This is a genomic window from Paenibacillus sp. NPDC058174 (genome assembly GCF_042883865.1).
Taxonomy (GTDB): Bacteria; Bacillota; Bacilli; order Paenibacillales; family Paenibacillaceae; genus Pristimantibacillus.
In genome coordinates this window covers 2,171,308-2,185,126 of sequence record NZ_JBHVUY010000001.1, presented here as the reverse complement: position 1 = coordinate 2,185,126, position 13,819 = coordinate 2,171,308, and the positions used below count along the sequence as shown (strand labels likewise).

The 13,819-nt window shown below is 47.6% G+C and carries 8 protein-coding genes; 7 read left to right on the top strand and 1 reads right to left on the bottom strand.

Translation table 11 applies throughout. The features are described 5' to 3' along the window. Positions 1–122: 122 nt before the first annotated feature. The gene (locus ACFVVF_RS09775; protein ID WP_387807750.1) at positions 123–1,583 is read right to left on the bottom strand and encodes a DHA2 family efflux MFS transporter permease subunit; all 1,461 of its coding nucleotides are present in this window, start codon (positions 1,581–1,583) and stop codon (positions 123–125) included. A 101-nt stretch (positions 1,584–1,684) separates the two neighbouring features. On the opposite strand from ACFVVF_RS09775, the gene ACFVVF_RS09770 reads away from it, so the two are divergent. From ACFVVF_RS09770 to ACFVVF_RS09740, 7 genes are all read left to right on the top strand, one after another. After that, a complete protein-coding gene (locus tag ACFVVF_RS09770; RefSeq protein WP_387807747.1) occupies positions 1,685–2,455 on the top strand; it encodes a TetR/AcrR family transcriptional regulator in 771 nt (256 codons plus the stop codon). A 539-nt stretch (positions 2,456–2,994) separates the two neighbouring features. Next, positions 2,995–4,740, top strand: coding sequence for a sensor histidine kinase (locus ACFVVF_RS09765; protein WP_387807744.1), 1,746 nt, complete (start codon positions 2,995–2,997; stop codon positions 4,738–4,740). Further along, complete coding sequence (locus tag ACFVVF_RS09760) at positions 4,737–6,359, top strand: response regulator (protein WP_387807741.1); 1,623 nt, start codon at positions 4,737–4,739, stop codon at positions 6,357–6,359. Before ACFVVF_RS09765 ends, ACFVVF_RS09760 begins: the two co-directional genes overlap by 4 nt. A 255-nt stretch (positions 6,360–6,614) precedes the next feature. Continuing rightward, on the top strand, positions 6,615–7,571 hold the full coding sequence (locus tag ACFVVF_RS09755; protein ID WP_387807738.1) for an ABC transporter permease: 957 nt from the start codon (positions 6,615–6,617) through the stop codon (positions 7,569–7,571). Between the two features lie 20 nt (positions 7,572–7,591). Next, positions 7,592–8,476 carry a carbohydrate ABC transporter permease gene (locus ACFVVF_RS09750; protein WP_387807735.1) on the top strand — a complete coding sequence of 295 codons (885 nt, stop codon included), beginning with the start codon at positions 7,592–7,594 and terminating at the stop codon, positions 8,474–8,476. Positions 8,477–8,599: 123 nt separating this feature from the next. Continuing rightward, entirely contained in the window at positions 8,600–10,270 is a 1,671-nt protein-coding gene (locus tag ACFVVF_RS09745) for an ABC transporter substrate-binding protein (protein ID WP_387808975.1), read from the top strand. Positions 10,271–10,497: 227 nt separating this feature from the next. After that, positions 10,498–13,629, top strand: a complete 3,132-nt coding sequence (locus tag ACFVVF_RS09740; protein WP_387807733.1) for a cellulase family glycosylhydrolase — start codon at positions 10,498–10,500, stop codon at positions 13,627–13,629. Positions 13,630–13,819: the final 190 nt, after the last annotated feature.

The window sequence follows — 13,819 nt, the reverse complement described above, 5'->3', positions numbered from 1 at the left end:
GCCGATTCAGGGGTGTTTTTTGTTTGTGGAGTCTCAGGATATCGAGAGAATCCCAGTTTTAAAAAAATCGCCATTCTCTAATTTAGTGAGAGTGGCGATTTTTTTATATTTAATTTAAGCAATCACATCTCAGCAACTCCAACTGGAGTTTCTGCACGATCGGCAGTGGTTCTCTTTAGCGTTGCGGCCAACAGCAGGCTGACTGCTGCAAGCGCCGCAAGCAAAACATAAGCATTATGATAAGCATGTGTCATAGCATCAGTCATTACGGTTTCGCCTTGGCTTACATAATGAGTGGTGCGGCTCACAATGAAGGTCGTAAGCCCAGCGACCGCAAAAGAAGTAATAACCTGTTGAGCCGCACTGGTTAGCGATGTAACCCGGCCGACAAGCTCTCTTGGCGCGTTTTGAATCAGATGGGTGTTCAAAGCGAGGAACGACATGCCCATTCCTAAGCCGATCATGGCTCGAGGAGCGAGGAACGTCCAAGGGCTATTGCTCGGGTCGATGAAGGAGAGCAGAAAAGCTCCGATTCCCGCAAACAGCAATCCGGTAAAGACGAGAGGCCTTGCGCCAACCCGGTCGTACAGACGGCCGCCAATTGGCATCGCGATTCCTGCTGCAATCGCGTGAGGCAGTGTCCATAAACCGGCTTTTAGAGCGCTCATTCCCATTAATTGCTGCATAAAATACGGTACGGCAAACACAATTCCAAACATTGTGAATTGCAATGCCCATTGCAGCACAATCCCTCGTGTGAATTGGGAAGAACGGAAAACTCTCAATTCAAGCAAAGGTTCACTTTTACGGGTCAGCTCAACAATGACAAACAAGATTAATGCGGCGGCGCCGACGGAAAGACCGATGATTGTTTTCGCAGAATGCCAGCTTGTGCCTCCTTCGCTAATGCCGTAAGAAAGACCGCCAAATGCAAGCGGTGCTAGCGCCATACCTAGTAAATCGAGCGGAGCTGAAGCTTTCTTTGCCAAGTTCGGGAGCGCCGTCATGCACATGATTACGCCAATGATGCCAATCGGAACATTAATCAGGAATATCCATTGCCAATTGACATAGTCGATCAAATAACCAGAAACAATCGGCCCAAGAGCCGGTGCAAGCAGAACAGGGATACCCATCATGCCCATAATGCGGCCGACTTTATCGGGAGGGCTGAAGCGATACGTCATAGAAAAGGCAATCGGCATTACCATGCCGCCGCCAAGGCCCTGCAAAATTCGGAAAAAGATGAGCTGCTCAGCTGAGCCGGCAAATGCGCATAAGATGGAACCAAGCGTAAACAAAATGATTGAAATAATGAATATGCGTTTAGCGCCAAATCGGTCCGACATCCAGCCAGCAAGCGGAATAACCGCCGCTTGTGCGAGCGCATATCCGGTAACTGTCCATTGAATGAGACTTAAGGAGCTATTGAAGTCTTTTGCAAGCTCAGGAATGGCGACATTGACGGCCGTCGTGTCCAGAATAACCATGAACATTCCGATAATTAAAGCGATCAACGGGGCAACTAACGCTCGCATGGACAAGGGCTGTTCAGAGCCAAGCGACTCGGAATTTGTAGACATGGTGATCTCTCCTTATTTGTATGAATTTCATAAGAGTAATTTAGCACAGTGATCGAACGATGTAAACTAAAAACGTAAAATTAGTTTAATTGGTTTAAACGGTGTACTTATTTTTGATTTACGCTATACTTGTTTACATAGGCAGGAGGCGGGATTATATGATGGATTGCGAAGGTTTAGATGAAGCAGAAGCCAAGAAGCAGACAAATAAATTGAAATTTATTATTAAAATATTACCTTATATTCAAAAAAACGGCTTCAATTCATTGAAAATGGATGATGCCGCTAAATATATGGACATAAGCAAAGCAACGATGTACAAATATTTTTCTTCCAAGGATGAAATTATTGAATCGTTGGTTCTTCAGAGCGTTACCTACATCGATCAACTGTTGCTGGCGGAAGTGCCATCAAAATTAACGGCACAATCGGAACCTACTCATCGGGATATGATGCTCTATGGAGAAACCTTCAACATTACTTTTAAAATATCGATGAAGCTGGCTTATTATTTAAGCGATGTTCTTCTTGAAGATTTGAACAATACTTATCCCGAATTAGCGGCAACGCTTACAGAAGGATTGGAGCGTTGCCGGCATAAGCTGATGTCTTATTATGACAGCGGCATGGAGCTCGGTGTTTTTCATCGGCTGAACTCCAGAGTCTTGCTTATTCAATTAGACGTCGTATTTAGAGAATTGCTCGATCCGAAACTTCTGATGCTGCACAATATGACATTAAAGCAAGCATTGCTCGATTTCTATCAAGCGATGAAGTGTCAGGTCTTTAAAGAACAATGGATCCACGAGGATCAGCCGGGGATGGAGCCTTTTATCAACGAGTTCATTTTGAAAAAGTTTTCTAATGAATAGCGGGAGAGCGCATGGCTGGCAGTAATGGAGTCAGGGGGTGATCACCCTGGAATCCACCAACACCGTACACCAAAACGGCAGACTTTGCCGTTTTTTTTATTTTAAGATAAGTTGCTTGGGCAGGATGCCCTATACAGGACTGTTCTTGATATTGTGTGCAGACCAATGCATTGTGGCTTGTTGGAGGATTATTGCTGCCTCTGAGCCAATAACGATTATGAATTAACAAAGTGAGAAGCTCATGCTCTTAGAAGCATGGGCTTTTTACGTGGTGTTTATTGCTACAAACCAATTTACGAAGGCAATCAACAATCAGTCCCTAGAGGACTTATTATCTCCGATAAATAAGCGACGATGAAACATGACAAACCCTTCATTATCGTGGGCGTTAACGATATATGACCACTACCTCAATCTCACATTGCTCAAACACCGCTTAAATCAGTAACAATAGTGTTTACATTCGTCATCAAAATGATAGATGATCGAATAGCGCCGTAATATTCTAGAATAATCTAAATTCAACAGGGTGGTTGATCATGAAAGCTTCGCGGTCCGTTCGTTATAAATTTGTATTCGGTTTTATTGTTGTTCTTCTTCCGCTAGTATTCTTCTTATTCTACAACAACTATTACGCTATGAATGTTGTCCGTGACCAGGTATCGAGGTCCAATGCGAACCTGTTAAGAAGCGAGATTAATCAGATCGATAATACATTGAAGCAGACGCTCATTTATTTGTACAGGATTGCAACGCAAGATCAGGATGTCATGCTATTAGGCGCTTACTTGGATGGAAGCGACGATTATAACTTAACGAAGCAGCGAATATTTAATCAATTGTCCTTGTATATCGGACTGTACAATATCGCCGACAGTATGTTCATTTATAACAGCGGGAACGGCAATTTAATTTTGTCCACGCAAGGGAATTACAAAGAAACGACAGACACTCTTCAGCGCGAGGTTCCTTCGGTTATCAGCAGGATGAAGGAATCGCCTTCCCCCATGTGGCGAGTTATTCCGTCCGGGTCCGGGTATGCGATGATTCAATTGATACAAGCCTATGACAGCACTTATGTCGGGGCGCTCATACAGATTAACGAGAATAATAGAGAGATGGCTTTCTGGAAAGACGAGATTGGCAAAGGGTTCATGATGAACGGATCAAACGTGATCTCCCATATGCGTGTAACCGGAAGTCAGATCAGAATGATTGCGGAGGCGGAGGGGGAAGTAACGGACAAGCCCTATCTTATGGTCAGCGATTCAGATACCGATGAGAAATTCTTACTGCTTCGCCAGCGCTCGGAGATGTCCGACCTTTCGTTCAACGTTATGGTGCCGGAGAAAGAAATATTGGCCTATTTGCCGTTCTTCCAACGGGCGATGATTATTATCCCTATTGCTACAGCGGCGCTTCTCGTCTTTTATTTGGTGTTCATGCAGCGCGTGTTTTTTAGGCCGATGAGCGGGCTAATCAACGGGATGAACCGAATCGCGACAGGACAGGCGGATGTACGGATCAAGCCTGGAAAATCCAGAGAATTCGCCTTTATCAGCAGCGTGTTTAACCATATGTCTTCGCAGATCGAACGGCTGAAAATCGATGTATATGAGGAGCAGTTACGCGTCCAGCAAGTCGAATTCAAACGGCTGCAGATGCAGATCAATCCTCATTTCTATCTCAATACACTTAACATTATCCATAGTTTAGCAGGGATTAAGGACTTTCTTTCCGTGCAGAAGATGTCTCTGTATCTGGCGGACTATTTCCGCTTCACGATTCTGAACCAGAGCGATGTCTCGATTGAAGAGGAAATCCAGCACATTACGAATTACTTGAACATCCAATCGATCCGTTTCCCGGACCATCTCGATTATGACGTATCGCTGGAGGAGGCCGTTAAATTCATTCGGATCCCTCCGTTAACGCTGCAGCCGTTTGTAGAAAACTCGATCATTCATGGCATTACGAAAAAAAAGAAGAAGTTCACGATTCATATATCGGGCAGCATCCGGCAAGAGAATGATGACCGGATTCTAATCATGACGATTACCGATAACGGGGTCGGAATGGACGACCAGCTTTTGCAAAAATTGAATCAGCTGCAGCAGCATGATTCCTTCAGCAAGCATATCGGTATTTGGAATGTCAGACATCGGCTGCAGATGCGATTTGGGGAGCAAGCGAACGTTATTTTTGCACATGCGTATGGCGGGGGTACGGAGGTAGTCATTTCGTTGCCTATCCTGCAGCAAGGCATTGGGGAGGATTCTGCATGAATTGGAATATGCTCGTCGTCGATGATGAAATCTATGCGGTAAAAGGGATTACACAGGGGATAGATTGGTCGGATACCCCCATCCAGAACATTTATGAGGCGACGGATGCAGAAGAAGCGAAGCGGCTTATTCGATCCAAATCGATTGATGTGCTCATATCGGATATTGAGATGCCCGACGAGGACGGGATCCGATTGCTGGAATGGGTCCAGCAGCATTCGCCGTCAACGGAGACGATTTTTATCTCGGCCCATGCCAAGTTTTCTTATGCCCAGCAGGCGATCCATCACAGCTGCTTCGGCTATTTGTTGAAGCCGGTCGATTATTCGGTGCTTAAGGAGATGGTGCTTAGGGCATTCGAGAAAGTAAGCCAGGAGAACGAGCATGCTCAGTTCCATGAGATTTACCAAATAAATTACAATAACTGGAGAAATCAGCTGCCGATTCTAGTCGAGTGCTTTTGGATCGATGTTCTTGCAGGGAGATGGCCAACTGATGCCGAGAGATTGACCAGAGGCTATGAGCTGTATGATATTCCCCTTAATGAGAAGGGCAAAGTATTGCCGGTTCTGATTAGTATCGAGCAGTGGAAGGAAGATCTCAGCACGCGTGATGAGGAAATTATGGAATACGCGATTCGTAATGCGGCGTCAGAAATTATTCTTGGCTCTTTCAAAGGGGCAGTCATTCAGGAACGCAGCGGCGTTAATCTCGTCCTGGTGTACGAGTCCGACGATCAACCGCTTCAATATGAAGCGCTGCTTCGCAAATGTGAAGATTATATCGTGGAGAATGACCGGTACTTCCATTGCAAGCTGTCTTGTTATGTGGGGTTATCGGTTCCAGTCTATCAGCTTAGCGAATCAGTGCGAAATCTGCTTCGGTATGAAACGAAGAACACCATCCGTATTAACCAGGTCATTGATACGCGTTCATTCGCTGCTGAGACAGTCCATACTGAGCATCCTGCCTTGCAGCCGGAGGCGCCTCTCGACGAATGGGCAATGCTCCTGGAAAGCGGAAAAACCGAAGAGTTGTTCAGCCGCCTGGATCAATATATGAAAAGCATGCAGCACTCTGGCACTCATCCCGAATGGATTGAATCTCTTTATTACGGCATCATCGGCATGCTATATCAAGTTGCCCGACGCAAATCGGTCAGCGTCCAAGACATCTTGGCAGGTCAAGCGATAGCCGGGCAAGAAATGACGATTCGAACGGCCGCTCAGCTGCGGCCTTGGGCATTTAAGGTGCTTGATGCCGGAGCGAATTTCTTTTCTGTAAGGCATGATTCCGTTCACGAAGTTGTGGCGCGAGTAAGAACCTATATCAAGGAGCATTTGCATGAAGAGCTGACCCGGGAAGAGATCGCATCCAGTGTTTTTTTGAATCCGGCATATTTGTCCCGCTTGTACAAGAAAGAAACCGGAGTCTCTTTAACTGACTATATTCTGAAGCTGCGAATGGATAAGGCGAAGCTGCTGTTGTCGCAAACAAACGAACTAGTGAGCACGGTTGCGGATGCGGTTGGCTACACGCATTTCTCTCACTTTGCCAAGATGTTTAAGAAAATAACTGGCGTTAGCCCACAGGAATACCGTAAAACGTTCCAGGATTGATTCCGTTGTGCCGTAACAGCCCCCAGTAAGGACGTCATGTTCCTTGAACTGGGGGCTTTTTGTGCCGATCCGTCCCTGTTCACGACAAATTTCTTAGTCACAATTGTGTTCATGCAGGTCACAGGACAGTTAGAGGCAACCTAAGACTCTGTCTTACAATAAGGCTAGACATATTGGTAGAGAATTGGAGTACCGGGGATTTCAAGCTGATTTAGGTAAAAGAGAAATTCATTAACAGTCATCAAGGAGGTCCGCATGACAAATGTATCAGTCGAACAGCAGCTCATAAAACAGTCCAAGCCGGGCGGTCGATTCTGGAGAACGTTTCTAAGCCAAAAATATTTGTACCTTATGTCGATTCCGTTTGTTCTCTGGATCTTGGTATTCAACTATTTGCCGATCTGGGGCTGGACGATGGCTCTTCAGCAGTACCGGCCCGGATTATCGTTCTGGGATCAGCAGTGGGTCGGATTCGATCATTTTCGGGAGCTGTTTCATGACGAACGGTTTTTCGCAGCTCTTAAGAATACGCTTGCGATGAGCTGCATGGGTCTAATTGCAGGATTTTCCATTCCGATCATCTTCGCTCTGCTGCTGAATGAACTGCGAGCTCCAATATTTAAGCGAGTCGTTCAAACCGTTTCGTATCTGCCTCATTTCGTATCTTGGGTTGTAGTAGCCGGAATCGTGAGCAAGATGCTCTCTCTTGATGGCGGCTTGAATACGATACTCGTTAATTTGGGCTTTATTCAAGAGCCGGTTCAGTTCATGGCCAAGTCGAGCTGGTTCTGGGGAATCGTAACCGGATCCGACTTGTGGAAGGAAACCGGCTGGAATACGATCATTTATTTGGCGGCGATGACTTCTATCGATCAGGAGCAGTATGAGGCCGCAAAGGTGGACGGAGCTTCGCGAATTCGCCAGATGTGGCATATTACGCTTCCAGGAATCCGCAGCACCATCATTATTCTGATGATTATGTCAATCGGTAATCTCATTAATATCGGCTTTGAAAAGCAATTCCTCTTGAGCAATCCGATGGTTGCGGATAAAGCGGAGACTCTTGATCTGTACGCCTTGAATTACGGTCTGCAACTCGGACGGTATTCGTTCGGTACGGCGATCAATATATTTAACTCGGTCGTTGCGGTTGCCCTGCTCTTCACGGCCAATACCATTTTCAAGCGAATCTCCAAAGAAAGCATTATGTAAGGAGGAATCAAGGCCAACTTATGAAAGCATCCGCATCCGACAAGTTATTCGATATCGGCAATTACCTCATTATGATTGTAGTGTTCGTCGTTACGCTATACCCCTTTCTGAACGTTCTGGCCATATCGTTGAACGATTCCATGGACTCTGTTAAGGGCGGCATCTATATTTGGCCCCGAAAGTTTACATGGGCCAATTACGAAACGATCTTTTCCTTTCATGGCTTAATGACGGGCTTTCAGATATCGGTTCTGAGAACGGCTGTTGGTACGATACTCGGGTTATTGAGCTCGTCCATGCTGGCGTTCGTTCTAAGCCGTCGCGACTTTCAAGCGAGAAAGTTTGTGTCTACCGCGGTCATTCTGACGATGTACATTTCCGGCGGATTGATTCCTGGATTCGTACTCATCAAAAGTCTGGGCATGATGAATACCTTCTGGGTGTACGTCCTTCCCGGCATGGTCAGCGCATTCAACGTGTTCCTCATCCGCTCCTTCATCGATGGTTTGCCGATTGCGCTTCAAGAATCGGCCAAGCTTGATGGTGCCAGCGACTTCACGATCTACAGGAAGGTTATTCTTCCGCTCTGCAAGCCTGTATTGGCAACTGTTGCGCTATTCGTAGCAGTAGGGCAGTGGAATTCCTGGTTCGATACCTTTCTATTCAATAGCACGGCGAGTCATCTGACAACTCTGCAATATGAGCTGATGAGGGTGCTGCAAAGCACGCAGGTCGGCGAGAACAGCATCCGCGATCAAAGCATAACGCAGGTCATGAACAAAGTGTCACCGGAATCGATCAAGATGGCCATTACGATTGTGGTCACGCTGCCGATCCTCGTCATCTATCCGTTTCTACAACGTTATTTTGTCAAAGGGATGACCTTGGGAGCAGTCAAAAGCTAATCGTGACCTTCGGTATCAACAGGCTTGCCTGTTATACAATACGAACCAACCACATATTGGGAGGCGGAACAGTTGAAAAGGGGAAAAACGAAACAATTATTAACGGCGTTACTCATCATGTGCATGGCGACTACGTTGTTCGCATGCAGCGGCGGCAACTCGACAGAAAATGCCGGAAAGCCATCGAATAAACCATCCAATGGTGAAGGGACAGCAGCCGATGGGAATCAAGATCCGGTCACATTCAGCTATTACGCGTCGGATCCGAATCCGAACTGGATGAAGATGCAAGATGAGATCGGCAAGGCCATTACCGAGAAGACAGGCGTCACGCTCAATGCGGAATTCGCCGTCGGAGATCCTGCCCAGAAGGTCTCCCTGATCGCCGTAAGCGGCAAATATCCGGATCTGATTAGCGCCAAGAACGATGTCAACAAGCTTGTCGAAGCGAATGCCTTGCTAGACCTCACCGATCTGATTGAGCAGCATGCGCCTAACATCAAGAAGCTGTACGGCAAGTATATGAAACGTCTTCGATACAGCGATACCGATTCGAGCATCTACGTCCTGCCGACATATGCAGGCGTTGATCACCAGCAATTCATAGCATCGGGAGGCTTCGAGCTGCAGCACCGCGTGGTCAAAGAGCTGGGCTATCCGAAGATCAGAACGGTGCAGGATTATGAGAATGCACTTAAATCATACTTGGAGAAAAATCCAACGAATGATAGAGGTGAAAAGAACATTGGCTTGTCGCTGCTCGCAGACGACTGGAGAATCCAGATTTCGGTGACGAACCCTGCATTCTATACGACGGGGGCTCCGGATGACGGAGAGTACTATATTGATCCGAAGACGTACGAAGCAACCTATCACTTCAAACGTCCGGAAGAGAAAGAGTATTTCCGTTGGCTTAACCATATGCACGATATCGGCTTACTCGATCCCGAGTCGTTCGTTCAAAAGTATGATCAATATATTGCGAAGATTGCATCTGGCCGCGTACTCGGCTTGATTGACCAGGATTGGGAGTATGGAGACGGAGAAAGAAGCTTGAAGGCGGACGGGAAATTAGATCATGCATACGGCCACTATCCAGTTACGCTGTCGGAAGAATATAAGGACCATTCGTTCCAGTCGACCGGTTATTTGGCCGGTTACGGCATTGCGATCTCCAAGACGTGCAAAGATCCGGTACGGGCGATCAAGTTCCTGGACTTCCTTGCATCGGAAGAAGGGCAGGTGCTGACGAACTGGGGCATTGAAGGCAAACATTATGTTGTAGAAGACGGTATTCGTAAGGTTCCGGCCGACGTCAATGACAGAAAGATCAACGATGCTATCAATTTCTCGAAGGAATCGGGTATCGGATTCTACACGACAATGTCGCCTCATTACGGCGACGGCGTGAAGGATTCGACGGGCAACTATATTACAACGAACTTCCCAGAGCAGATCGTAGCCGGTTATAACGATATTGAGAAAGAAGTGTTCCAAGGCTACGGTATTTCGACGTGGAAAGACCTGTTTCCGAAAGAGGACGAGTTCCCGGTTAAGCCTTGGGGCGCAGCATGGAATATTTCTGTTCCGGCTAATTCCCAAGTGAATGTCATTGCCGAGAAGCTGAAGGACATTACTTGGAAACGCATTCCAGAGGCAATTCTTGCCGACCCTGCGAAATTCGACGCATTGTGGGATAGCTATATGAAGGAAATTGATAAGGCAGGCGTTAAAGAGATGGAGGAAGGTTATACGAAACTCGTTCAAGCTCGGGTTAAGCTATGGAACGAATAGTACTTCGGCCTCATTCATAACAGATTTATGACGACGGCGGTGGTCAAGACGAATAGGGCAGGCTGCTCGTTCGTGTTGACCATCGCTTTTGAATATGCGGCTGGAGAATAACCGAAAGGTGGTGGTACGTGGCATAACCACAAGAAGTCATACAGGAAGGAAGTAGAGGAAGCGAGTAGTTGAAGAAGACGAATCATTCATTGGAAGGAGATGCTGCAATCTTGTTTATGAAAAAAATGAAGGTTCCTGCTTTAGCGCTTGTACTATTATACTCGTCAATACTTAGCAGCCTGATCAGCATTATCCCATCGACAGCTTCAGCCGCGGCACCTAATCCCGTCAGCTATTACGGCGAAATGAAGGCCAACGGCAATCGCATTCACGGCTCGAAGACGAACGCCCCTATGCAGGTGAAGGGTGCCAGCTTCTTCTGGAGCAATTGGTCCGGCAGCTTCTGGAATGCAGGCATGGTCAACCGGATGGTCGATGAATTCAAGAGCGAAATCGTAAGAGCAACCTATGGGGTCGATGACAGAGGAACGCCATACAATACAGCGGATGAAGCCAAGGTGCGTGAAGTAGTAGACGCAGCGATTAATAAAGGGGTGTATGTTATTATCGACTGGCATACCCATGGCGCTGAATATAATGTGAACGCTGCCAAGGACTTTTTCTCCCGAATGGCTCGGCAGTATGGAAGCTATGACAATGTGATTTTCGAAATTTTCAATGAGCCGCTTCAGGTGCCTTGGTCCACGGTCAAAGGATACGCCGAGCAAGTTATCCCAGTGATCCGCGAGCATTCGGACAACCTTATTGTAGTCGGCACGCCGACTTGGTCGCAGGATGTTGATAATGCTTCTTTCGATAAGATTAATGCCGATAATATCGCCTATGCTTTGCACTTCTATATCGGTACTCACGGTCAAGGATTAGTGAACAAATTGAATACCGCGTTGAACAACGGAGCAGCCATCTTCGCAACGGAGTGGGGATTCTGGAATCAGAATACGGATCCGATGACGGCTGACCAATGGATGAATGTATTGGATCAGAACCAAATTTCTTGGGCGAACTGGGCTGTTAACGATAAGGATGAGCCGGCAAGCTTCTTTCGTGCGGACGGAGGCCTGACTCCTGCCGGACAATATTTCAAGGACCAGTTAGCGAAGCATGCCTTGACGGCGGAATGGAGACGAGATACGGTCATTCACAGCATACCGGGTAAGATTGAGGCTGAAGCATATTCCGCTTCCAATGGGATTACAATCGAAGAGAGCACGGAAGGAGGCAGCAATGTCGGATATATCGATAACGGGGACTGGCTGGATTACCAAGTTAATGCTGCAGCCGCAGGGTCCTATAAAGTAAGCTTCCGAGTGGCCAGCTTGACAGGAGCAGCGAATGCGTTTCAGCTTAAGAACGGAGCAAGCACGCTTGCAACTGTAAGCGTTCCCAATACGGGAGGCTGGCAAGCCTGGACGACCGTAACCGCTGATGTCAATCTGAATGCAGGTCCGCAGACGCTGCGAATAAGCGCGATGAATGGCGGCTGGAATGTGAACGCGATGCAATTTACAGGGAATAGCGGAAATCCGCCCACACCGGTCAACGTGGCGCTAAATAAGCCTGCGACTGCTTCATCTGCGGAAAGCGCTGCGAATGGTGCAGGGAATGCGTTCGACGGCAAAGCAGCAACCCGCTGGTCTTCGTCATTTGCCGATCCGCAATGGATTTCGGTCGATCTTGGCGCAGTATACGATATCTCACATGTGAAGTTGAATTGGGAGGCAGCCTACGCTTCTTCGTACAAGATTCAAGTGTCTTCTAACGGAACGGCTTGGAACGATGTGTATAGCACGACGACCGGCAATGGCGGGATCGATGATCTCACTGTTGCGGGAACAGGGCGTTATGTGAGAATGCACGCAACTGCAAGGGGCACACCATACGGGAATTCGCTATTTGAATTCGAAGTGTATGGAACGCCTAGCGGTTCTATTGATCCTGCGCCGGTCGTCAATCTGCTTACGAACGGCAGTTTTGCGAACGGAATGACCGATTGGGACTTTAATGTGAACACGGCGAATGCTTCAGTGGCAGTTACGAACGGCGAAGCTGCAATTGCGGTTACGACGCCGGGCGTTCAGACGTATATGCCGCAGCTGGTTCAGGACGGATTTGCGATTACGAACGGACAGTTGTATAAACTCACGTTCGAAGCCAGAGCCTCCGTTGTCCGGCCGATGGAAGTAAGTATCAATAGCGGTCCGGCCGATTACGCGACGATCTGGAACCACACCGTCAATCTGACGGGCAGCAAACAAACGTATACGTACACCTTCACCGCGAACATGACGGACAGTAACGCTAGGCTTGACTTTAATATGGGCGGCCAATCAGGCAACGTGATAATTGATAACGTTGTGCTGAGCCGAGTAGGGGAGGGTCCCAATGGCCCCACTGCCAGCCCCGTCAGTTATTTCGGCGAAATGACTGTCAGCGGCAATCGGATTAACGGCTCCAAGACAGGAGCTCCGATGCAAGTGAAGGGGATGAGCTTTTTCTGGAGTAACTGGTCCGGCCAGTATTGGAATGCCGCTACCGTGGACCGGATGGTGGATGAATTGAAGGTGGAAATTGTCCGGGCCTCCTATGGAGTAGCCGACGACGGGACGCCTCACAATCCGGCCGATGAAGCGATAGTGCGCGATGTTGTTAATGCAGCCATTGATAGAGGCGTCTATGTCATTATCGATTGGCATACGCATGGCGCGCAATATAATATAGGGGCAGCCAAAGCCTTCTTCGCCAAGATGGCACAGGAATACGGCGGCCACGACAACGTTATTTTCGAAATTTATAATGAACCGTTGCAAATTCCTTGGTCCACGATTAAATCATACGCCGAAGAAGTTATTCCTGTCATCCGCCAGCATTCGAATAACTTAATTGTCGTAGGCACGCCTTCATGGTCCCAAGAGGTGGATCAAGCATCGTTTAACCCAATCACAAGCGCTAGCAACATTGCATACACGCTGCATTTCTATGCGGGAACTCATATGCAGTATTTAAGAGACAAAGGCAATACCGCGATGAATAATGGCTTGGCTCTGCTCGCCACGGAGTGGGGCTCTTGCAACGCAGACGGCAACGGTGGCATCAACTATGCTTCCACCAGCGAATGGCTCCAGTGGATGGATCAGAATCAAGTTTCGTGGGCGAACTGGGCGATTAACGATAAAGCGGAAACGTCTAGCATCTTTAGACCCGACGGCAGTTTGACGGAAGCGGGCAACTATCTTAAGGACATTCTGACCACCCACGCGCAAACAGCTGAATGGCGGCAAGTTCATTAAAGAGAATACGGATTACTGCAGAAGCAGGGGCAATAGAAGGCTGAGAGAGGCTAGAGGCTGGCTTACCAGCCTCTTTTGTTGCCAGCTCGATAGGAGTTTTTCTCATGCGCTTCTAGGAGTGACCAAAGTGTTATATCTAGTCATAAAAATGGCAGTTGCCTTTTCGGATACAAGGTAATATAGAATATTA